The 20,248-nt window shown below is 72.1% G+C and carries 21 protein-coding genes; 7 read left to right on the top strand and 14 right to left on the bottom strand.

Annotated elements, in window-relative coordinates:
* From AC0IW9_RS08730 to AC0IW9_RS08715, 4 genes are all read right to left on the bottom strand, one after another.
* Positions 1-475 (bottom strand): hypothetical protein (locus AC0IW9_RS08730; protein ID WP_471647833.1); only part of this gene is annotated, 475 nt, incomplete at its 3' end.
* Positions 468-1,244 carry a CheR family methyltransferase gene (locus AC0IW9_RS08725; RefSeq protein ID WP_471647832.1) on the bottom strand — a complete coding sequence of 259 codons (777 nt, stop codon included), beginning with the start codon at positions 1,242-1,244 and terminating at the stop codon, positions 468-470. The genes AC0IW9_RS08730 and AC0IW9_RS08725, both read right to left, overlap by 8 nt.
* 11 nt (positions 1,245-1,255) lie before the next feature.
* Positions 1,256-1,585 (bottom strand): STAS domain-containing protein, encoded by a 330-nt coding sequence (locus AC0IW9_RS08720; protein ID WP_471647831.1) that lies wholly within the window; start codon positions 1,583-1,585, stop codon positions 1,256-1,258.
* Positions 1,586-1,595: 10 nt separating this feature from the next.
* Positions 1,596-2,036: an ATP-binding protein gene (locus AC0IW9_RS08715; RefSeq protein ID WP_471647830.1), complete on the bottom strand. Its 441-nt coding sequence runs from the start codon at positions 2,034-2,036 to the stop codon at positions 1,596-1,598.
* Between the two features lie 137 nt (positions 2,037-2,173).
* Between AC0IW9_RS08715 and AC0IW9_RS08710 the strand changes: the two genes are divergently transcribed.
* Both AC0IW9_RS08710 and ald read left to right on the top strand, forming a co-directional pair.
* On the top strand, positions 2,174-3,448 hold the full coding sequence (locus tag AC0IW9_RS08710; RefSeq protein WP_471647829.1) for an AmpG family muropeptide MFS transporter: 1,275 nt from the start codon (positions 2,174-2,176) through the stop codon (positions 3,446-3,448).
* 54 nt (positions 3,449-3,502) lie between these two features.
* On the top strand, positions 3,503-4,633 hold the full coding sequence (gene ald / locus AC0IW9_RS08705; protein WP_471647828.1) for an alanine dehydrogenase: 1,131 nt from the start codon (positions 3,503-3,505) through the stop codon (positions 4,631-4,633).
* A gap of 13 nt (positions 4,634-4,646) precedes the next feature.
* On the opposite strand, the gene AC0IW9_RS08700 is transcribed toward ald, so the two are convergent.
* On the bottom strand, positions 4,647-5,759 hold the full coding sequence (locus tag AC0IW9_RS08700) for a DUF4336 domain-containing protein (RefSeq protein WP_471647827.1): 1,113 nt from the start codon (positions 5,757-5,759) through the stop codon (positions 4,647-4,649).
* A 209-nt stretch (positions 5,760-5,968) separates the two neighbouring features.
* Between AC0IW9_RS08700 and AC0IW9_RS08695 the strand changes: the two genes are divergently transcribed.
* From AC0IW9_RS08695 to AC0IW9_RS08685, 3 genes are all read left to right on the top strand, one after another.
* Positions 5,969-7,051: an alkene reductase gene (locus tag AC0IW9_RS08695; RefSeq protein WP_471647826.1), complete on the top strand. Its 1,083-nt coding sequence runs from the start codon at positions 5,969-5,971 to the stop codon at positions 7,049-7,051.
* A gap of 683 nt (positions 7,052-7,734) precedes the next feature.
* A complete protein-coding gene (locus tag AC0IW9_RS08690) occupies positions 7,735-8,352 on the top strand; it encodes a hypothetical protein (protein WP_471647825.1) in 618 nt (205 codons plus the stop codon).
* A gap of 31 nt (positions 8,353-8,383) precedes the next feature.
* On the top strand, positions 8,384-9,355 hold the full coding sequence (locus AC0IW9_RS08685) for a Bug family tripartite tricarboxylate transporter substrate binding protein (RefSeq protein WP_471647824.1): 972 nt from the start codon (positions 8,384-8,386) through the stop codon (positions 9,353-9,355).
* A gap of 6 nt (positions 9,356-9,361) precedes the next feature.
* Here the strand turns inward: AC0IW9_RS08685 and AC0IW9_RS08680 are convergent, their stop codons facing one another.
* From AC0IW9_RS08680 to AC0IW9_RS08640, 9 genes are read right to left on the bottom strand one after another with little or no spacing between them, the layout of a single operon-like run.
* Entirely contained in the window at positions 9,362-10,756 is a 1,395-nt protein-coding gene (locus AC0IW9_RS08680; RefSeq protein WP_471647823.1) for a capsular polysaccharide export protein, LipB/KpsS family, read from the bottom strand.
* Complete coding sequence (locus AC0IW9_RS08675) at positions 10,738-11,589, bottom strand: lysophospholipid acyltransferase family protein (protein ID WP_471647822.1); 852 nt, start codon at positions 11,587-11,589, stop codon at positions 10,738-10,740. Before AC0IW9_RS08675 ends, AC0IW9_RS08680 begins: the two co-directional genes overlap by 19 nt.
* Positions 11,590-11,632: 43 nt before the next feature.
* The gene (gene ccmI, locus AC0IW9_RS08670) at positions 11,633-12,439 is read right to left on the bottom strand and encodes a c-type cytochrome biogenesis protein CcmI (protein ID WP_471647821.1); all 807 of its coding nucleotides are present in this window, start codon (positions 12,437-12,439) and stop codon (positions 11,633-11,635) included.
* Positions 12,436-12,891 (bottom strand): cytochrome c-type biogenesis protein, encoded by a 456-nt coding sequence (locus tag AC0IW9_RS08665; RefSeq protein ID WP_471647820.1) that lies wholly within the window; start codon positions 12,889-12,891, stop codon positions 12,436-12,438. The genes ccmI and AC0IW9_RS08665 overlap by 4 nt, the downstream gene beginning before the upstream one ends.
* Complete coding sequence (locus tag AC0IW9_RS08660) at positions 12,888-13,463, bottom strand: DsbE family thiol:disulfide interchange protein (RefSeq protein ID WP_471647819.1); 576 nt, start codon at positions 13,461-13,463, stop codon at positions 12,888-12,890. The genes AC0IW9_RS08665 and AC0IW9_RS08660 overlap by 4 nt, the downstream gene beginning before the upstream one ends.
* Positions 13,460-15,424 (bottom strand): heme lyase CcmF/NrfE family subunit, encoded by a 1,965-nt coding sequence (locus AC0IW9_RS08655; protein ID WP_471647818.1) that lies wholly within the window; start codon positions 15,422-15,424, stop codon positions 13,460-13,462. Before AC0IW9_RS08655 ends, AC0IW9_RS08660 begins: the two co-directional genes overlap by 4 nt.
* The gene (gene ccmE / locus AC0IW9_RS08650) at positions 15,421-15,939 is read right to left on the bottom strand and encodes a cytochrome c maturation protein CcmE (protein ID WP_471647817.1); all 519 of its coding nucleotides are present in this window, start codon (positions 15,937-15,939) and stop codon (positions 15,421-15,423) included. The genes AC0IW9_RS08655 and ccmE overlap by 4 nt, the downstream gene beginning before the upstream one ends.
* The gene (locus AC0IW9_RS08645; RefSeq protein ID WP_471647816.1) at positions 15,936-16,094 is read right to left on the bottom strand and encodes a hypothetical protein; all 159 of its coding nucleotides are present in this window, start codon (positions 16,092-16,094) and stop codon (positions 15,936-15,938) included. Before AC0IW9_RS08645 ends, ccmE begins: the two co-directional genes overlap by 4 nt.
* On the bottom strand, positions 16,091-16,861 hold the full coding sequence (locus tag AC0IW9_RS08640) for a heme ABC transporter permease (protein WP_471647815.1): 771 nt from the start codon (positions 16,859-16,861) through the stop codon (positions 16,091-16,093). Before AC0IW9_RS08640 ends, AC0IW9_RS08645 begins: the two co-directional genes overlap by 4 nt.
* Before the next feature lie 226 nt (positions 16,862-17,087).
* Between AC0IW9_RS08640 and pehA the strand changes: the two genes are divergently transcribed.
* Both pehA and AC0IW9_RS08630 read left to right on the top strand, forming a co-directional pair.
* Positions 17,088-18,629, top strand: coding sequence for a phosphoric/sulfuric ester hydrolase PehA (gene pehA, locus AC0IW9_RS08635; RefSeq protein ID WP_471647814.1), 1,542 nt, complete (start codon positions 17,088-17,090; stop codon positions 18,627-18,629).
* Complete coding sequence (locus AC0IW9_RS08630) at positions 18,626-20,245, top strand: ABC transporter substrate-binding protein (protein ID WP_471647813.1); 1,620 nt, start codon at positions 18,626-18,628, stop codon at positions 20,243-20,245. Before pehA ends, AC0IW9_RS08630 begins: the two co-directional genes overlap by 4 nt.
* Positions 20,246-20,248: the final 3 nt, after the last annotated feature.

Raw genomic sequence — 20,248 nt, 5'->3', positions numbered from 1 at the left:
CACCACGAAAAGGCGATATCCTGACAAACGCGCCTGTTCTGGTGATTGTTCCAGCATTCTGCCGCCAAAACAGGCGAGACCGTCTCTCCGAGGGGATCCCGACCGTGCCGATCACGCGCCGCAGCCGTGCCGCCCTCCCCGCCACCGCCGGCACCGCCGCCAGCCGCGGCATCGGTGCCGGCGCGGCCGGCGCCAGGAATTCGCCCGGCAGCGGCGCCGCCCCAGCCGGCGCCGCCGCGGCGAATTCCTCCACCGCCAGCAGCACCCCGCCGAGCGCCACCCAGCACCCCGCGTCTTCCAACCCGGCCCCAACAAGTCCAGCTGGGTCCAGCGCCGGCACCAGCCGACCCTCGGTCAGCCCCAGCGCCCCGCCGCCCGGCAGCGGCCGGCGCAGCGGCGGCGTGGCCAGCACCCGGCTCTCTGCCGGCACCCGCCACCACGCGCCGCCCAGCCGCACCGCCGCGTCCTCAGCCATGCCGGTAGCTGCCGATGATGCCATCCGCCCAGGGTATCATCCCCGGCCCCGGCTGGTCCGTCGGGCCGAGCAGCAGCGCCCCGCCCGGCCGCAGTGCCGCGACCAGCGCCGCCAGGGTCGCCGCCCGCGCTGCCGGGGTCAGGTAGATCAGCACGTTGCGGCAGCAGACCACGTCGTAGTGCCCGGCCGGTTCGTCCAGCCGCAGCAGGTTGGCGCGGCGGAAGCGCACCGCCCGGCGCAGCGCCGGCCCCGGCTCGGCGGGGTCCTCCCGCGCCAGCCAGCAGCGGTAGCGCGCCGGCAGGTCGCGCAGCGGATCTGGCGGTCCGTGGTAGAGCCCTGCCTCGGCCACCGCCAGCGCCGGCCGGCAGAGGTCGAGCCCCAGGACCTCCGCCGCCACGCCCCCCGCTTCCGCACCAAGATCCAGCGCCAGCATCGCCAGGGTCCAGGCCTCCTCCCCGGTGGCGCAGCCGGCCGAGAGCAGCCGCAGCGGATGGCCCTCCCGCACCAGCGCCGGCAGGATCACCGCCCGCAGCGTGTCGAGCTGCGGCGCGTTCCGGTAGAAGCGCGTCTCCTGCACGGTGATGGCATCCAGCAGCGCCGCCCAGGCCGGGTCCCCGGCATCCGGCCGGTCCAGCCGCACCCGCGCCGCCAGCGCCGCCGCCCGCGCCAGCCGCCGGCGCAGCACCTCGGAATCCGCGAAGCCGGCGAGCCCTTCCAGCGCCGCCAGCAGCGCCGCCCCCTCGTCCTCCCGGTGGCGCGCCTGCGGCATGGGCGGCGCGGTCAGCCGATCGCGGCCAGGGCTTCGGCCCGCCCCGGATGCACCGAGAGCACCCGGTCGAAGCCGCTGATCTCGAAGACCTCCTGCACCGCCGGCTGCAGCCCGCAGAGGGCGAAGGGCGCACCGGCGGCCTTGGCCTGCTTGGCCAGCTTCAGCAGCACGCGCAGCCCGGCGCTGCTGACGTAGCGCGTCGCCGCCAAGTCGGCGACCACGCCGCCCTTGCCGAGCAGCGCCAGCAGCTTCGCCTCGGCCGCCGCCGCTGTTCCGGTATCCAGCCGGCCGTCCAGCGCGGCGACGGTCACCTGGCCCGCCGTGGTCTCGGTGATGTTCATGCGCGTGTCCTCATTCCTGAACTGGGTCGGGGGCATCCAGGACCACCGACAATCGGTTCACCGCGCCATCCCTGGCGTAATCCACCTGGCGGGACAGCCTGCGGACCAGCAGCACGCCCAGGCCCCCCGGGTCGCGGTCCTCGATCGGGGCAGCGGTATCGGGCGCCGCCAGGGCCAGCGGGTCGAAGGCCGGGCCGTCATCCTCGACCACCAGCAGCAGGGTTCCCGGCGACCGGCGCAGCCGCAGCCCGACGAAGCTGGCGCCGGCGGCATGCATGACGACATTCGCCGCCACCTCCTCGGCCAGCAGCATCAGGTGATGGGACAGCCGCGGGCCGAGCGCCTGCGCCTCGGCATAGGCTTCCAGCGCCTCGAGCAGCGGGCCCAGCGCCTCGGCCTCGGCCGGCACCCGCCGGTCGTAGTCCCCCCCTGGAAACTCCCCCGCTGTCACCGGCCGTCCATCCCTTCGGTGTCATTCCGAACCGAAGCCTAGACCAGGATCGGCGCCACGGGAAACGCGCAGCGGCCCCGCAACGATGATTCTCGGGGACGATGGCGGCCCGGGGACGCTTCTGCTAGCCGGAAGGCATGGCCGCATCCGCATCGCACCCGGCCGAGCCTGCCCGCTGGTGGCAGGATCGGCGCCAGCTCCTGCTGCTCGCCCTCGGCTTCTCCGCCGGGGTGCCGCTGCCCCTCGTCGCCGGCCAGGTGCTGCGCCAGTGGTTCACCGAATCCGGCCTTTCGCTCGGTGCCATAGGCCTCACCGCGCTGATCGGCCTGGCCTATGCCAACAAGTTCCTCTGGTCGCCGGCGCTGGATGCTGTCCGCCCGCCCTTCCTCGGCCAGCGCCGCGGCTGGCTGGCCTGCATCCAGGCGGCGCTGATCCTCGCTATCCTTGGCATCGGCCTGACCGACCCGGCGACCGGGGCCGGCGCCACCGTGGCGCTGGCGGTGCTGGTCGCCTTTCTCTCGGCCAGCCAGGACATCGTCATCGATGCCTACCGCATCGAGATCCTGCCGGAGGACCCGGCCCGGCAATCCCTCGGCCTCGCCGCCTATGTCTGGGGCTACCGGCTGGCGCTGCTGGCCAGCGGTGCCGGCACCCTGCTGCTGGTGCAATCCATCGGCTGGGGCGGCGCCTATGCGGCCGCGGCCTGCCTGCTGCTGGTCGGCCTGGCCGCCACGCTGCTGGGGCCGGAGCCCGGGCGCGGGGCGCCCGTCGCCCTCGGCTGGCGCGCCCGGCTGCACGCCTCCGTCGTCGCCCCCTTCGCCGATTTCACCCGGCGCCCCGGTTGGCTCGCCATCCTCGCCTTCATCGCCCTCTTCAAGCTGGGCGAGGCGCTGGCCGGCATCATGACCACGCCCTTCTACCGTGAGCTCGGCTTCACGCGGGAGGATGTGGCGACCGTCGCCACCGTCTTCGGCATGGTGGCGACGCTCGCCGGGGCGCTGGCCGGCAGCGCGCTGATCGCCCGCATCGGCATCGGCCGGGCGCTGGTGCTGACCGGCCTCGGCCAGATGCTCTCGAACCTCATGTACCTGGCGCTGACGGGCGGCGGGCGGGACATGCCGATGCTGTTCGCCCAGGTGGGGGTGGAGGCCTTCACCGACGGCCTCGCCGATGCCGCCTTCCTCACCTACCTCTCCGGCCTGACCAACCGGGCCTTCACCGCGACGCAATACGCGCTGCTGTCCTCGCTGGCGGCGGTGCCGCTGCGGACCTTGGGCGCCGGCTCCGGCTGGCTCGCCCAGGCGCTGGGCTGGCCGGCCTTCTTCCTGCTGACCACCGCGGCGGCGCTGCCGGCCATGGGCATCATGCTCTGGCTGCTGCGCCGGCATCCGCCGCGGGAGGTTTCGGGCTGAGCAAACCCGGCGCCGCCTCCCCATGTTCCTCTCCGAACCGCTGGAGGAACCGCGATGCAGATCGGCGTCCCGAAGGAAGTGAAGATCCACGAATACCGGGTCGGGCTGGTCCCCGCCTCGGTCCGCGAGCTGGTCCAGCGCGGCCATCGCGTGCTGGTCGAGACCGGCGCCGGCCTCGGCATCGGCTTCCCGGACGAGGCCTATGCCGCCGCCGGCGCCAGCATCGCCCCCGATGCCGCCACCGTCTTCGCCACGGCGGAGCTGGTGGTGAAGGTGAAGGAGCCGCAGCCGGGGGAATGGCGCCACCTGCGCCGCGGCCAGATCCTCTTCACCTACCTTCACCTGGCGCCCGACCCGGAGCAGACCCGGGGCCTGCTCGCCTCCGGCTGCACCGCCATCGCCTATGAGACGGTGACCGACCCGCAGGGCGGCCTGCCGCTGCTGGCGCCGATGAGCGAGGTCGCCGGCCGCATGGCCGTGCAGGTCGGCGCCCGCTGCCTGGAGAAGGAGGCCGGCGGCGCCGGCATCCTGCTGTCGGGCGTCCCCGGCGTGCCGGCGGCCCGGGTGACGGTGCTCGGCGGCGGCGTCGTCGGCTCCAACGCCGCCCGCATCGCCGCCGGGATGCGCGCCAGGGTCACGGTGCTGGACCGCAACCCGCGGGTGCTGGATGCGCTGGACCGCGAATTCGGCGGCCGCGTCGCCACCGTATTCGCCACCGCCGAGGCGGTGGAGCAGGCGGTGGTCGAGGCCGACCTCGTCATCGGCGCGGTGCTGATCCCCGGCGGCGCCGCGCCCCGGCTGGTGACCCGCGCCATGGTCGCCGCCATGCGGCCCGGCAGCGTGCTGGTGGATGTCGCCATCGACCAGGGCGGCTGCTTCGAGACCTCCCGCCCCACCACCCATGCCGAGCCGACCTATCTGGTGGATGGCGTGGTGCATTACTGCGTCACCAACATGCCCGGTGCCGTCGCCCGCACCAGTGCGGTCGCACTGAACAACGCGACCCTGCCCTTCACCCTGCAGCTTGCGGACAAGGGCTTCCCCCGCGCCCTGGCGGAGAATGCGCATCTGGCGCAGGGGCTGAACCTGCATGCCGGGCGGGTGGTGCATCCGGCGGTGGGCCAGGCGCTGGGCCAAACGCTGGGGCTGGAGGTTGCGCCCCTGGCGGCGGTCCTGGCGGGCTGAGGGCGCGGCGCCTTCAGTCCAGCAGCCAGCGCAGGGAATGCCGCAGCGCCGCGGTGCCGTCCCGCTCGAACCAGCGGCCATGCGCGAAGACCACGCGCTCCGGCCGCAGCGCCAGCAGGCGCTCGGCGGCCTCCATCGCCGGCCGCCGGCGCAGTTTGATGATGGCCCGCAGATAGGGCGGCGGCATCCCGTCCGGCGCCACCACCCCGAACAGCAGCGCCAGCGGCCGCAGCAATGCCGGCAGCCGCGGTGCCTCCAGGTTCAGCACCAAGTCGGTCAGCAGCAGCGTCCGCGTCGGCCGGTGGAACAGCGTCGTCTCGCAGAAGCCCAAGGCCCCCGGCACGCGGTCCAGCGCGATCGCGCCGCCCCAGGCTTCCGGCGTCCGCAGCAGGTCGTGGTCCAGCCGCACCCCGCTGCGCCGCACCTGCGACCGCTCCCGCAGGCCCGGCGCGGCCCAGGTCACCGCCTCGGGACAGGCCCGCTGCCAATCCTCGAGGAAGGTCCAATGCGCGACATTCGGCGCCACCAGATGCCGGATCGGCCCGATCACCTCCAACTCCCGCTGCAGCCGGGGCCCGAAGCGGGTCGGCGAATGCAGCAGCAGCCCGCCATCGGGCAGCCGGATCACCGTCATCCGCACCGGCAGGACCTTGCCCATCGCACCCGACAGCAGGCTGTCGACGACGAAGACATCCTCCGCGACCGGCTTCGGCGTATCGAGCGGTGGATAGCCGGGCCCATCCGGCTCGGCCGGTGCCTCGATGGCCTTGGCACCCGGTGCCGGCCGGTCAGCGGGCTCCGCCCGGCTCAACGCCACCACCCCGAGTTCCAGCAACCCGATGCCGACCAGCAGCGCCCGCGCCTCGCCGGGCTGCCGGCGCATCGCCAGCCCGGCGCCGCAGAGCGCCAGCCCGCCCAGCGCATCCAGCGCCAGGTGCTGGCGCATGGTCAGCCGCGGCAGCAGCCCGGCCTCGTAATCGGTCAGCGCGGCATAGCCGGTATGATAGGCGCCGGCCGCCCGCAGCACCCCCCGCACCGGCAGCGGCAGGCGCCGGCTGGTGGAAATCCCGCCGAGGGCGGCGGCAACGCCATAGTCGATCGCGCCATGCAGGCGGGTGGAGATCATCGGGGCGGCTCCTGTCGGCTGAATCGGTCGAGGGCTTCGCCGCATGCAACGCGGCGCCGGACGCCCCGGGTGCGCCTCGGTCCGCCCGCCCAACGGCCGGCCCGAGGCCGCGCCATTCGCGCCGCCGATCCGCCCGATCCACCGCATCGATTGGAACCCCGGGCCCCGCCGACCACTTCATGCTGCAACGCAGCAACCGGAGTCCCCCGATGGCCGACCTCTTCACCCCCGCCAGGCTTGGCGCGATCACCCTGCCCAACCGCATCCTGATGGCGCCGCTGACCCGCAGCCGCACCGGCCATGCCGGCGTCCCCGGCCCGATGAATGCGACCTACTACGCCCAGCGCGCCACCGCCGGCGCCATCATCGCCGAGGCGACCCAGATCTCCCCCCAGGGCCAGGGCTATGCCTTCACCCCCGGCATCTACAACGAGGCCCAGGTCGCCGGCTGGAAGCTGGTGACCGAGGCCGTGCATCGCGCCGGCGGCCGCATCTTCCTCCAGCTCTGGCACGTCGGCCGCATCTCCCACCCCAGCCTGCAGCCTGACGGCGGCCTGCCGGTGGCGCCTTCCGCCATCCGGCCCGAGGGCAAGGCCTTCACCGAGACCGGCTTCCAGCCCTTCGTCACCCCCCGGGCGCTGGAGACCGCCGAGATCGCCCGCATCGTCGAGGATTATCGCCAGGCCGCGGTCAATGCGGACAAGGCCGGCTTCGACGGGGTCGAGATCCATGGCGCCAATGGCTACCTGATCGACCAGTTCCTGAAGGACGGCACCAACCAGCGCACCGACCAGTACGGTGGCAGCATCGAGAACCGCACCCGCTTCCTGCTGGAAGTGACCGAGGCGGTGGTCGGCGTGCTCGGCGGCGATCGGGTCGGCCTGCGGATCTCCCCGGCGTCGCCGGCGAACGACATCGCGGACAGCGACCCGCAGCCGCTGTTCGACCATGCCGTCGCCGCGCTGGCCCGCTTCGACCTGGCCTTCCTGCATGTGGTGGAGGGGGCGACCGGCGGCTCACGCGAGACCGACTTCGACTTCCAGGCGCTGCGCCGGGCCTTCAAGGGCGCCTATGTCGCCAACAACGGCTACGACGGCCCGCTGGCCGAGGCGGCGATCGCCGAGGGCCGGGCCGATTTCGTCGCCTTCGGCCGTCCCTTCATCGCCAACCCGGACTTGGTCGAGCGGCTCCGCACCAAGGCGCCGCTGGCCGAGCTGGACCGCGACACGCTCTATGGCGGCGATGCCAAGGGCTATACCGACTACCCGGCGCTGACCCGCGCCGCGGCCTGACTCTTGCCTTCCGGGGCCGGCGGGCGTATAGGATAATTGTCCTTGCGCTTGCCGACCCCGACATTCGGCCAATCGCACTTAAATTCTAAAATTTCCGCCTTTGAATCGTTCCGAATCAAAGTTTTAAGCCAAAATAATTGTTGAGAATTGAGGCTAATTTTACGGAATTGAGAAGACTTTAGCGGAATTGAGCTGAATTGTGCGGTTTTGAACGTGCCTCATCGGGCCGGGTGCCGTGGTCATTGCCGCGAGCAGAGCGGGCCGCTTCCCGTCGATGGGCCAGTATCGAACGCCGCTACCGGCCACAGTAACAAACTATTGCCAGTAATACAGGAACCAGCGATCCGCGCCGCAACAACAATGCGGGTTCCGCCGCACAACCGGACGGCCCCGCCTTCAGGCGGCGGCCACCGATCCTGCGGGACAGCCTGGGCCGCGCAGCGCATCCCGCCCGAACTCGGCGCATCCTTCGGTGCCGGATGGACTACCCCTGGTTGTCGTTGCCATGATCTATGCCAAGGCAAGGGTCTCGTCGAGGTAGTGGAGTCTCAACCCGTGAAATCGGCGACTTCAACAGTCTTTCACTTGGACAATGCTATAATCCGGGAGACATTGCCGTTCATACGCTGGCGGGACCCCCATTGGGACCGCGGCATGGGCCAAGTTTTCTGGAATATTGTGAATTGAACCTCTCGCCCGAACAGGTTGCCGCCGCTCGATCGGTCGGCTGTGCATTCTTCCCGGCCAGCGAATTGCAGGTCCAACGGCTGACCATGCAGCAACGAATTTTCCGGGTCGAGGGCAAGCCTTTCTTGCTGAGCCGCGATGGCTCCTATTACGAAACGGCCGGAACCCTGCGCGTCCTCATCGCCGATGTGGTGATGCCCGAGCCTGAGCCGGCGCCCGAGCCGGCGGCCGAGGCTGAACCACCCGCGCCTGAAGCAATCAGACCTGAAGCACCCGAGCCCGAGGCCATCGATGCGCCCGAGCCGGAGGCGACGGTCGCCCCCACTCCCGAGCCGGCGCCCATCGCCGCCGAGGCGCCACCCGCCCCGCGCAAGCGCGGCCGTCCCCGCACGCTCCCCCTGGCCGCCCCGCTGCCCATCGAGCCGGAGCCCGAGGACCCCGGCGTCGCGGTCGAAGCCCCCCCTGCCAAGGCTGCGGCCGCCGCAACGCCCGCCGCCGGCGACACCGCCCGCAGCGAACGCCGCGCCCGTCTCGCCCGCCGCCGCGCCGGTGGGCCCGTGCCGAATTGGCAGACCGCTGGCCCCGCCCGCCGCGGTCGGCTACGTCGCTTCTGACCGCGCCCGAAGCGACAGACACGAGGCCCTCATGCTGATCCGACGTACCGCCCTCGCCAGCTTCGGCGCGCTGCTCGCCGCGCCCGCCCTCAGGGCCCAGCCCGCCGCCTGGGCGCCCAACCGCCCGGTCCGCCTCATCGTCACCTATCCGCCGGGCGGGGTGAACGACATCGTCGGCCGCATCGTGTCGGAACCGCTCGGCCGCGCCCTCGGCCAGCCCGTCATCGTCGAGAACCGGGCCGGCGCCGGCGGCAACATCGGCACCCAGGCCGCGGCGCAGTCGGATGCGGATGGCCAGACCATCCTGTTCGGCACCACCGCGATGTTCGGGGTGAACCCGATCCTCTATGCCAATACCGGCGTCGATGCGGTGCGGGACTTTACCGGACTCGGCACCATCGGCGAGGTGGCCAACGTGCTCTCCGTCGTGCCCACGCGGGTGAAGGCAAGCTCGGTCGCCGAATTCATCGCCGAGGCCAAGTCCCGGCCGCTGATCTACGGCTCGGTCGGCAACGGCAGCTCCTCGCATCTCTCGGCCGTGGTCTTCCTGAAGACCGCCGGGATCGATGCGACCCATGTGCCCTATCGCGGGTCCTCGCCGCTGGTCGCGGCGATGCTGGCGCAGGAGGTGGACTTCGGCTTCGACACCACCGCGACCTCCACCGCGCATGCCAAGTCGGGCGCGATCAAGGCCCTGGCCGTCACCACCGGCCGCCGCGCCTCCGCCCTGCCCGCGGTGCCGACGCTGAAGGAAAGCGGGATGCCGGACTACGACCTCGGCATCTGGTTCGGGCTGTTCGTCCCGACCAAGACCCCGCCCGAGATCACCCTGCGGCTGACCGAGGCGCTGGAGCAGACCCGCACGCCGCAGACCGAGGAGCGGCTGAAGACCGCCTTCGTCGAGAGCCTGCATATCCCCCGCGCCGAGGTCGGTGCCTGGGTGAAATCCAGCGCCGCGCGTTGGCAGGCCATCGCCCGCGACGCCCGCATCGCCATCGACTGAGCCGGCTCAGCGCCGCCACAACCCGAAGCGGCGGCACTGCTTCAGCCACCAGCCCATGTACCGCCAGCCCAGCACCGCCGCCTGCCGTCCCAGCGGCGGTCGCGGCCAGGCGGCGCGGTCGGCCAGGCGTTCCAGCAGCAGCTCCGGCCCGCAGGGCAGCAGGCTCACCGGGTCCAGAGTGCGGGGGTAGAGGATCAGCGCCCCGGCGACCAGCGCATCGAGGCTGAGCGCCCGGCCGCGCCGGGGGGGCGGCTCCATGTCGGTCGTCAGGCCCCAGCCGGCATAGAAGGGCATGCCCCAGGTGGTCACCGGCAGGCCGCGCAGCAGCGCCTCGAACCCCGCCAGGCTGGTGATGCCATGCACCGCATCGACCTGGGCAAACAGCCCGCCGATGTCGCCGCCCGCCGCCACCGCATCGGCGAAGCGCCGCGCGGCGCGGCGGGGGACATAGCCGCGGCGATAGCCGGTCTCCACATCCGGGTGCGGGCGGAAGACGAGGAAGGCCTCCGGCTCGGCCCGGCGCACCGCCTCCAGCAGCGCCAGGTTGGTCCGCACCCGCTCGGCGCCGAGGGCGATGGAGGCATCATCCTCGACCTGCCCCACCACCAGGATGCGCCGCCGCCCGGGGCTGGCCGGCAGCGGCCGCGCCCGGCGGCGGAGGTTGTACTTGGTGAGCCCCGCCGCGACGATCGCCTGCCGCAGCCGCGCGGCGCGGGCCAGCAGCGCTGGGGAGAATTCGGTCTCCGCCAGGATCGTCTCCAGCGCCGAGGCCTGGCGGGGATCGTAATGCGGCCCCCGCCCATCCACCGCGAGGGAGGCCGAGGGGATGAAATTCACCCCCAGCCCGACCGAGCGCAGGAAGCCATCCTCCACCCACAGCACGGGGATGCCGGCCTCGGCGCAACGCCCGGCCAGGCCCGGCGGGGCGCGGGTGGCCCAAACGGCGATGGCGCCCGTCGGGTTGCGCGCCCGGGCCAGGGCGATGGCCTCGGCCTCCGTCTCCGCGAAGGGGATCGGCGGGCCGGGACGGGCGAAGGCGGCAGAGATGGCGGCGCGCTTCCAGCCGGCCATGCCGAGGAGGGCGGCGATCCCGGCATGCTCGGCCGCCTGGCGGCGCCATTCGGCCAGCAGGGCTTCCCCTGCCTCGGCCGCCATCGGCCGGTGGTGCCAGGGGTCCGCCCAGCGCGGGCCATCCGGCAGCAGCAGGGCGATGGGGCAACGCCTGCCGCCGAAATCCGGGGCGCGCCAGGGGCCTTCGTCCGGCTGGAACTCCACCGCGCCGGCCGGGCGGGGGCCACGCAGCGGCGGGTCCTCGCCGGGGAAGAAGGCGGCGAGATGCGGGATTTCCTGCCAGACCGCCTCGGATGCCCAGAGCCGGGGGGTCACCCCTCGGGGCGCCATTCGTGCAGCATCAGCCATTGCGGCAGGTTGGCCAGGATGATCGGCTCGATCGCCGCATCCAGCAGGGCAGTGCCGGCGCGCACATCCGCTTCCCGGTCGCGGCTGCGGGGCAGCTGCAGCGGCGGCTCGAAGGTCACCCGGAAGCGCTGGCCCGGCAGGCGCCGGCAATGGCCGATGACCACCGCCGCCCCCGAAAGCCGCGCCAGCCGGGCGGTGTACTCGATGTTGCCGCCCCGGCGCGGGCCGCGGCCAAGGCTCGGGGCGGCGACGCGGCCATGCTGGTTCTCGTCCGGGAAGACCAGCAGCACGTCGCGGTCCCGCACCAGGGCGCTCATGGCCGGCCGGGCGGCATCCCGCCCCAGCGGCAGCAGCCGGCCGCCGCCCTTGATGCGCTCGGCGACCACGGTATCGGTGCGGAAGCTGCTGGCCGGCGGCTGGTAGAAGGCGACCGGCGGGGCGCCGTGGCGAACCATGGACAACCCGACCATCTCCCAATTCCCCAGGTGCAGCGCGGCGACGATCAGCGGCCGGCCGGCCAGGTGCGCGGCGCCCTGGGTCTCGACCCGGCCCTCGTCGTACATCCGCCGGGCGCGGGGGACTTCCATGAAGCTGCGGGTCAGGTTGTCCCACATCTCGGCCAGGGCCGGCTCCAGCGGCAGGTCCGGGCGGAGGCGGGGCAGGTTCTCCCGCGCATAGCGCGCGCCGCGGGGATAGAGCCTCGGCGCGACATGGCGGGCCATGAAGCCGGCATAGCCATGCGCCAGCGGCCCCGGCGCATGCCGCATCCAGCCGACCGAGATCCGGTCCACCGCATCCAGCAGCAGCCGGCGCATCCTTAGGGCAAACCCCGGCGGGGGCTATTTGCCCGCTGACACACTACGGCAGGTCCGCCATCCGACGCTCGACCATGGCGCGCCAGGGCGCCTCGGCCGGGGCATCGGCGATCAGCGCCTGCCAGAGGCGGCGGGCATTCTCCGGCCGTCCGGCGCGGGCCTCCGCCTGGCCCGAGAGGAAGCGCAGCCCGACGCTCTGCGGCGCCCGGGGCAGGGCCTCGGCCAGCAGGCGGCTGGCCTCCTCGACCTTGCCGTCCTCGAGCAGCACCTGGGCGAGCTGCCCGGCCAGTTCGGCATCGAAGCGCCCGGCGAGCGCCCGGCGATAGGCCTCCGCCGCCGGGCCCAGGGCACCGCGGCTGCGCTCGGCATTGGCCAGCAGCACATAGCCCTCCCGCGCCTGGTCGCTCGCCGGGTCCAGGGTGGCGAGGCGGCTGCGCAGCAGCGCCAGCATGTCCTGGTCGCGGGAGGCGATCTGCTGGCGCAGCGCAAAGGGGACCGAGGGCATGTCCGGCTTGCCGCTGAGCAGGTAGACGCCGAGCGCCAGGGCCGGGAGAACCGGCACCAGGATGCCAAGCGTCCAGCGGGTGCCCTGGCTGCTGCGGGTGCCGGTATCCTCGGGCGCCAGGACCAGGCGGCGCTGCACCTCCAGCGTGGCGGCGCGATGCGCGGCCTCCTCCAGCCGGCCGGCCTCGCGTTCCCGGTCCAGCTCCGCCATCTGGGAACGGTACAACGCGAGGTCGGCCTCGCGCCGGCCGCGGGCGGCGGCGGGGCGGAGCAGCACGGCGGCGAGCGGCAGCAGCGCCGCCACGGCCACGAGGCCGAGCAGCGGCCAGAACAGGTACCAGTTCACTCGGGCGTCCCGCCTGCCAGTTTCGCCAATCGGGCGCGTTCGCTCGGGGAGAGGTCCGGCACCGCATCCGGCAGGCGGCGCCGGCGCATGCCACGGATCAGCAGCAGCCCGCCGAGCAGCGCGACCGCCGGGGTCGCCCAGAGCAGCGCGGTCGAGAGCTTGATCGGCGGCCGCAGCAGGACGAAGTCGCCGTAGCGCTGGTGGACGAATTCGGTGACGGCGGCATCGGATTTCCCGGCCACCACCTGTTCGCGGACGATGCGGCGCAGGTCGCGGGCGAGGTCGGCATCGCTGTCCTCGATCGACTGGTTCTGGCAGACCATGCAGCGCAGCTCGCGGCCGATCACGCGGGCGCGTTCCTCCAGCCGGGCATCCGGGAGCTGGTCGGCGGGATCGTTGACGGCCCATGCGGGCCCGCAGGCCAGCAACAGCAGGAACAGCCAGCGGATCATGCGAAGCGCTTCAGCAGGGGGGCGATCTGCTGCGCCAGGATCTCCTCGGTGATCGGCCCGGCCCAGCGCCAGCGGATGATGCCGCCCTTGTCGATCAGGTAGGTCTCCGGCACGCCATAGAGGCCGTAGTCGATGGCGACGCGGCCGGGCTGGTCGACGCCGAGCTTCGCAAACGGGTTGCCGTGGCGGCGGAGGAAACCGAGGCTGTCCTCCGGCTTGTCCTTGTAGGCGACGCCGAGCACGGCGACGCCGTCGCGCATCATCTTCATGAGCTGCGGATGCTCGATGACGCAGGGCACGCACCAGGAGGCGAAGAAGTTCAGCAGCACCGGCCGGTCACCGCGCAGGTCGGCGCTGGTGACGGCGGGGCGTTCGGCGCCCTCCAGCGGCGGCAGGTCGAAGCCGGGCGCAGGCTTGCCGAGCAGGGCGGAGGGCACGCCGCGCGGGTCGTAGCTGCCGGTGCCCATGCCGCGCAGCATGGCATAGAAGCCGAGGCCGGCGACGGAGGCCACGGCGACCGGGGCGAGCAGCAGGCTGCGCCGGCGCCACGGGTTTGACACGGTCTCGCTCATGCCCGCGCGCCGCCCTTGGCCAGTTTCGCGGCCGGTGCCGAGACGCGCATCCGCCGGTCGCTGAGCGAGATGCCGCCGCCGAGCGCCATGATCCCGGCACCGAGCCAGATCCAGGGTGCCAGCGGATTGTTGTGGATGCGCAGCACCGCGCCGCCCTCCCGCTCGTCGCCGAGCACGAGGTAGAGGTCTTTCAGCCAAGTGGTGTGGATGGCGGCCTCGGTGGTGGTCATGCGGGCGACGGGGAAGCTGCGGCGCTCGGGCTCGAGCACCGTGACCAGTCGGTCGCCGTCGCGGACCTCGACCGTGGCGCGGCGGGAGGTGAAGTTGGGGCCCGTCGCGTCCACCACACGAATCAGCTTGTAGTCGAGGCCGGCGAGGCGGGTGCTCTCACCCGGCTTGACCAGCTGCAGCTTGTCCACCGCCAGCCCCATGCCGGCGAGGCCGAGGATCATCACGCCCATGCCCGCATGGGCGGTGGCGCTGCCCCAGGCGGCGCGGGGCAGGCCGCGGGCGCGGGACCAGGCGGCGCGCGGGCGGCTGAACAGCGCGATGCGGTCGGCGATATCGGCGACGGAGGCGGCGATGATCCAGGCGGCGGCGGCGAAGCCCAGCGCTGGGCCGATCCGCTGACCCTCCAGCATCAGGCAGAGCGCGAAGGCGCCGAGGCCGGCGAGCGCCGCCCACCACAGCCGCTGCATGGCGGGGAAGAGCTTCGCCCGCTTCCAGGCCAGCATCGGGCCGAAGCCCATGGCGCCGATCAAGGGTGCTGCCAGCGGCAGGATGGCGGTATTGAAGAAGGGCGGGCCGACCGAGAATTTCTCGCCCAGCACGAGGTCGGCGAACATCGGGTAGAGCGTGCCGACCAGCACCACGGCGGCGATGGAGCAGAGCAGCAGGTTGTTCAGCACCAGCGCGCCCTCGCGCGACATCGGCGCGAAGATGCCGGTCGGCAGCATGGCCTGCGCCCGCCAGGCGAAGAGCAGGAAGCCGCCGCCGATATAGAGCGCGAGCAGGATCAGGATGACGGTGCCGCGCTCCGGGTCGTTGGCGAAGGCATGCACGCTGTTGAGCACGCCCGAGCGCACCAGGAAGGTGCCGAGGAGGGACATGCCAAAGGCGAGCAGCGAGAGGAAGACGGTCCAGGTCTTCAGCGCCTCCCGCTTCTCCACCACGATGGCGGAATGCAGCAGGGCGCAGCCGGCCAGCCAGGGCATGAGCGAGGCATTCTCGACCGGGTCCCAGAACCAGTAGCCGCCCCAGCCGAGCTCGTAATAGGCCCACCACGAACCCAGGGCGATACCGAGCGTCAGGAAGGACCAGGCGGCCAGCGCCCAGGGGCGGACCCAGCGGCCCCAGGCGGCATCGACCCGGCCCTCGATGAGGGCGGCCACCGCAAAGGCATAGGTCACCGCGAAGCCGACATAGCCGAGGTAGAGCAGCGGCGGATGGAAGGCGAGGCCGGGGTCCTGCAGGATCGGGTTCAGCCCCTGGCCTTCCAGCGGCGGCGGCCAGACCCGGTCGAAGGGGTTGGAGGTGCCGAGGATGAAGCCGAGGAAGCCGACCGCGACCAGCGCCAGGATGGCCAGCACCCGGGCCTGGAGCGCCGAGGGCAGGTTGCCGCCGAAGCCGGCGACCGCGCCGCCGCACAACGCCAGGATGAGCACCCAGAGGACCATCGAGCCCTCATGGTTCCCCCAGCTGCCGGAGATCTTGTAGAGCAGCGGCTTCGCCGAATGGCTGTTCTGCACCACGTTCAGCACGGTGTTGTCGTTCACCGCATAGGCCCAGACCAGGCAGCCGAAGGCGGTGGCGACGGCGACCAGCACGCCGGCGGCGAGCGGGCCGGTCGCGCCCATCAGCCGGGCATCGGCGCGCTGGGCGCCGACCAGGCCGGTGACGACCTGGGCCAGGGCGAGTGCCAGGGCGAGGGCGAGGGCGAAATGGCCGAGTTCGGGGATCATGAACCGCTCCGGCGCGGGGTGGCCGCGGGTTCCAGGGTGTTCCAGGTGGCAGCCGGCGGGGCGGCGCCCTGGTTCGGGTTCCAGTGGCCGCTGCGCTTCAGGGCATCGGCGACCTCGGGCGGCATATAGGTCTCGTCGTGCCGGGCCAGCACCTCCGACGCGCGGAAGATGCCGTCGGGGCCGAGCTTGCCCAGGGTGACGACGCCCTGGCCTTCCCGGAACAGGTCCGGCAGCACGCCGCCATAGGTGACGGGGATGGTGCTGGCGCCATCGGTGACGCGGAAGCGGGCCTCCGGCTTACCCTCGGGCGAGCTTTCCCGGGTGACGCTGCCGCCCTCGACCAGCCCGCCGAGGCGGAAGGCGCGGTCCGGCTTCGGCGCATCGCGGGCGATGTCGCTCGGCGAGCGGAAGAATACCAGGTTGTCCTGGAAGGCAGTGAGGGTGAGCGCGGTGGCGCTGCCGAGGCCGATGGCGCAGAGCAGCAGGACCCAGAGGCGGCGCTTCTTGCGGTTCATGCGATATCCTGGGCGCGCCGCAGGGCGCGGGGATCGAGTTGGGCCAAACGGCGCTTCGCCGCGGCATGGCGGGCCATCGTGGCGAGGGCCATCGCCAGGAAGCCGCCGACCACCAGCGCGTAGCTGATGGTGATATGGAGCCAATGCGTCGTCATGCCACCTCCGCCCGGCGCGCCGCCGCCATCTGCAGGGCGCGGATGCGTCGTTCCATCACCGCCGCCCGCGTCCGGGCCAGCACCAGGGCCATGAAGGCCAGGGTGAAGCCGAGGGCGCAGACCAGCAGCGGGTAGAGGATATCGACATGCAGCCCCGGCGCATTGAGCCGGGTCACACTCGCGGGCTGGTGCAGCGTGTTCCACCAGTCGACCGAGAATTTCACGATCGGCACGTTCACCGCCCCGACCAGGGCCAGGATGGCCCCCATCCGGGCGCCGCGTTCCGCGTCGTCGAAGGCCCGGACCAGGGCGGCATGGCCGAGCCAGAGGAAGAACAGCACCAGCACGCTGGTCAGCCGCGCGTCCCAGACCCACCAGGTCCCCCACATCGGCTTGCCCCAGAGGCTGCCGGTGGCGAGGCACATCGCGGTGGCGGCAGCGCCGATCGGCGAGAGCTCCCGCGCCGCCAGGTCCGCCAGCGGGTGGCGCCAGATGAGTGAGAGGATGGCGGTGACGGCGAGGCCGGTATAGCCGCCCATGGCCAGCCAGGCCATCGGCACGTGGACATACATGATCCGCACCGTCTCGCCCTGCTGGTAGTCCGGCGGGGAGAAGAAGAGGCCCCAGGGCAGGCCGATGCCGAGGGTGAGGATCGCGGCGCCGATCAGCCAGGGCTGCACCCGGCCCGAGAGCCGCAGGAAGCGGCCGGGATTGGCGAAGCGGTGCAGCGCACCGCCGCGCGGCGCGGCGGCGGGGGGGCGGGGCATTAGGCCCTGGTGCGTTTCAGCGTTTTCCACGGAGCTACACTAGGGCCTCGGCGCCCCGAGTTGAAGCATCCGCGGCGGCGGTAACCGGCCGATATCGATAGGATATGGAAACGACCCGGCGGGCGGGTCCCCGGCCATCAGGTGTCACGCAAGTGACGCCGAACCACCACATCACTGTCCCGGCCCGCGCGGTATCGCCCCGCCCCATTGCAGGGGCTTGGGGCCGATGGCCGGACCGCGGAACGTATTGCTCATCGTCGTGGACCAGTGGCGGGCGGATTTCGTGCCCTGGCTGGGGGCGCATTTCCTGCGGACGCCGAACCTCGACCGGCTCTGCCGCCAGGGGGTGACCTTCCGCAACCATGTGACGACGACGGTGCCCTGCGGCCCGGCGCGGGCCAGCCTGCTGACCGGCCAGTACCTGATGAACCACCGGGCGGTGCAGAATACCGTGCCGCTGGATGCCCGGCACATGAACCTGGGCAAGGCGCTCCGGCGGATCGGCTATGACCCGGCGCTGATTGGCTATACCACCACCACGCCTGACCCCCGCGGCACCGGCCCGCGCGACCCCCGCTTCACCTACCTCGGCGACCTGATGGAGGGCTTCCGCAGCGTCGGCGCCTTCGAGCCGACGATGGACGGCTATTTCGGCTGGCTGGCGCACAAGGGCTACCGGCTGCCGGAGCGGCGGGAGGATATCTGGCTGCCGGAAGGCGAGGATGCCGTCCCCGGCGCCACCGACCGGCCCTGCCGCATCCCGGCCGAGCTCTCGGACACTGCCTATTTCACCGACCGGGCGCTGACCTACCTCAAGGGCGTCGGCCGCAAGCCCTGGTTCCTCCACCTCGGCTACTACCGGCCGCATCCGCCCTTCATCGCGCCGAGCCCCTACAACCGCATGTACCACCCGGCGGAGATGCCGGGGCCGGTCCGGGCGGGCGATTGGCGGCAGGAGGCACGGCAGCATCCGCTGCTGGACTTCTACCTGCGCGGCATCGGCCAGGGCAGCTTCTTCCATGGCGCCGGCGGTGCGGTGACCGGGCTGGATGCCGCCGCGGTGCGGCTGATGCGCGCCACCTATGCCGGGCTGATCAGCGAGATCGACGACAACCTCGGCCGGGTCTTCGACTACCTGGAGCAGACCGGGCAATGGGAGGAGACCATGGTGGTCTTCACCTCGGACCATGGCGAGCAGCTCGGCGACCACTGGCTGCTCGGCAAGATCGGCTACTTCGACGAGAGCTTCCGCATCCCGCTGGTGGTGAAGCCGGCCAAGGGGGCGGCGGCGCGGGCGGGCGCGATCGAGAGCGCCTTCACCGAGAGCATCGACGTGATGCCGACCATCCTGGAAGCGCTCGGCGGGGAGATCCCGCGCAGCTGCGACGGGGCCTCGCTGCTGCCGCTGGTCGCGGCCGGGCCGCCGGCCGGGTGGCGCGATGCGCTGCACTACGAATACGACTTCCGCGACGTCTTCTATTCCAGGCCGGAGGGCGACCTCGGCCTGGGGATGGATGAGAGCAGCCTCTGCGTCATCCAGGATGCGCGGTTCAAATACGTCCATTTCGCCGCGCTGCCGCCGCTGTTCTTCGACCTGGAACGCGACCCGCACCAGTTCAGCAACCTGGCGGAAAGCCCGGACCATGCCGGGCTGGTGAAGGATTATGCGCAGCGCGCCCTGTCCTGGCGGCTGCGCCATGCCGAACGCACGCTGACCGCCTTCCGCGCCACGCCCGATGGTCTCGAGGACCGAGGAGCACAGTCATGATCCGTCGCCGTAGCCTGCTGGCCGCCCCCGTGGCGGCGGCCGCCCTGCCGCGCTTCGCCATCGGCCAGTCCGACCAGCGCCCGTCCATCACCGTCGCGGTGCAGAAGATCAGCAACACCAATACGCTGGAGCCGCTGCGCGAGCAGTCCAACGTGGGCGAGCGGGTGCTGGTCACCTCGCTCTGGGAAGGGCTGCTCGGCCGCGACTATGCCGGCAAGCTGGAGACCATCCCGGTGCTGGCGACCGAGGTCCGGCGCATCAGCGACAGCGTGGTCGAGCTGAAGCTCCGCCAGGGGGTGAAATTCCACAACGGCGACGAGCTGACCGCCGAGGACGTCGCCTTCTCCTTCGGCAACGACCGCATGTTCGGGCCGGGCGGGCCGAACAGCGGCGCCACCATCCGCGTCGGCGAGGTGAACCCCGGCCGGTCCGGCAAGGAATTGCCGATCGAGGTGCCGGCCGTCGCCAACCGCTCCTTCCCCGGGATCGAGCGTATCGAGGTGGTGGACAGGTACACGGTGCGCTGGGTCAACCGCACGCCGGACGTGACGCTGGAGGGCCGCATGGCCCGCTATGGCGCCGAGATCGGCAGCCGGCGCGGCTATGCCGAGGCCGCCACCTGGCTCGACTGGTCGCGCAAGCCCGTCACCACCGGGCCCTACAAGGTCGCCGAATTCCGCGCCGACCATTCGCTGACCCTGGTGGCGCATGACGACTACTGGGGCGGCCGGCCGCCGCTGAAGCAGCTCCGCTTCGTCGAGGTCCCCGAGGTGTCCTCCCGCGTCAACGGGCTGCTCTCGGGCGAGTACCACTTCGCCTGCGACATCCCGCCCGACCAGATCAGCGGCATCGAGCGCAACCGCGGCTTCGAGGTGCAGGGCGGCACCATCCCGAACCACCGGCTGACGGTCTTCGACAAGAACCATGCGCTGCTGCGGGATGCGCGGGTCAGGCGCGCCTTCACCCATGCGATCGACCGGCAGGCGATCGTCGACAGCCTCTGGGCGGGGCGCACCGGCATCCCGCGCGGGCTGCAGTGGGAATTCTACGGCGACATGTTCGTCGGCGACTGGACCGTGCCGAAGTACGACCTGGCGGAGGCGCGGCGGCTGCTGCGCGAGGCCGGCTACAAGGGCGACCCGATCCCCTATCGCCTGCTGAACAACTACTACACCAACCAGACGGCGACGGCGCAGGTGCTGGTCGAGATGTGGCGCGCGGCCGGGCTGAACGTGCAGATCGAGATGAAGGAGAATTGGTCGCAGGTCCTGGAGCCGGGCGCTGGCCGCGCGGTGCGCGACTGGTCGAACAGCGGGTTGTTCAGCGACCCGGTCTCCTCGCTGGTGAACCAGCACGGCCCGAACGGCCAGCAGCAGCAGGTCGGCGAATACGCCAACGAGGAGTTCAACACGCTCTGCCGCGCGCTGGAGACCGGGACCGACCGGGCGCAGCGCAACCTGGCCTTTCGCCGCATGCTGGAGATCGCCGAGCGGGAGGACCCCGCCTATACGGTGCTGCACCAGAACGCGACCTTCACGGCGAAGCGCCGCGATATCCGCTGGAAGGCGGCCCCGGCCTTCGCCATGGACTTCCGCGCCACCAACTGGGGGGCCTGAGGC

This window comes from Belnapia sp. AC561 (genome assembly GCF_979252845.1).
Note: the sequence above shows the minus strand (reverse complement) of the source record. Positions and strands in the feature narration are given on the sequence as shown.

Excerpts from the sequence above, each read along its gene's own strand:
- AC0IW9_RS08725 (WP_471647832.1), bottom strand. The coding sequence starts at position 1,244 with ATGCCGCAGGCGCGCCACCGGGAGGACGAGGGGGCGGCGCTGCTGGCG.
- AC0IW9_RS08720 (WP_471647831.1), bottom strand. The coding sequence starts at position 1,585 with ATGAACATCACCGAGACCACGGCGGGCCAGGTGACCGTCGCCGCGCTG.
- AC0IW9_RS08710 (WP_471647829.1), top strand. The coding sequence starts at position 2,174 with ATGGCCGCATCCGCATCGCACCCGGCCGAGCCTGCCCGCTGGTGGCAG.
- ald (WP_471647828.1), top strand. The coding sequence starts at position 3,503 with ATGCAGATCGGCGTCCCGAAGGAAGTGAAGATCCACGAATACCGGGTC.
- AC0IW9_RS08700 (WP_471647827.1), bottom strand. The coding sequence starts at position 5,759 with ATGATCTCCACCCGCCTGCATGGCGCGATCGACTATGGCGTTGCCGCC.
- AC0IW9_RS08695 (WP_471647826.1), top strand. The coding sequence starts at position 5,969 with ATGGCCGACCTCTTCACCCCCGCCAGGCTTGGCGCGATCACCCTGCCC.
- AC0IW9_RS08685 (WP_471647824.1), top strand. The coding sequence starts at position 8,384 with ATGCTGATCCGACGTACCGCCCTCGCCAGCTTCGGCGCGCTGCTCGCC.
- AC0IW9_RS08680 (WP_471647823.1), bottom strand. The coding sequence starts at position 10,756 with ATGGCGCCCCGAGGGGTGACCCCCCGGCTCTGGGCATCCGAGGCGGTC.
- AC0IW9_RS08675 (WP_471647822.1), bottom strand. The coding sequence starts at position 11,589 with ATGCGCCGGCTGCTGCTGGATGCGGTGGACCGGATCTCGGTCGGCTGG.
- AC0IW9_RS08665 (WP_471647820.1), bottom strand. The coding sequence starts at position 12,891 with ATGATCCGCTGGCTGTTCCTGCTGTTGCTGGCCTGCGGGCCCGCATGG.
- AC0IW9_RS08660 (WP_471647819.1), bottom strand. The coding sequence starts at position 13,463 with ATGAGCGAGACCGTGTCAAACCCGTGGCGCCGGCGCAGCCTGCTGCTC.
- AC0IW9_RS08655 (WP_471647818.1), bottom strand. The coding sequence starts at position 15,424 with ATGATCCCCGAACTCGGCCATTTCGCCCTCGCCCTCGCCCTGGCACTC.
- ccmE (WP_471647817.1), bottom strand. The coding sequence starts at position 15,939 with ATGAACCGCAAGAAGCGCCGCCTCTGGGTCCTGCTGCTCTGCGCCATC.
- AC0IW9_RS08645 (WP_471647816.1), bottom strand. The coding sequence starts at position 16,094 with ATGACGACGCATTGGCTCCATATCACCATCAGCTACGCGCTGGTGGTC.
- AC0IW9_RS08640 (WP_471647815.1), bottom strand. The coding sequence starts at position 16,861 with ATGCCCCGCCCCCCCGCCGCCGCGCCGCGCGGCGGTGCGCTGCACCGC.
- pehA (WP_471647814.1), top strand. The coding sequence starts at position 17,088 with ATGGCCGGACCGCGGAACGTATTGCTCATCGTCGTGGACCAGTGGCGG.
- AC0IW9_RS08630 (WP_471647813.1), top strand. The coding sequence starts at position 18,626 with ATGATCCGTCGCCGTAGCCTGCTGGCCGCCCCCGTGGCGGCGGCCGCC.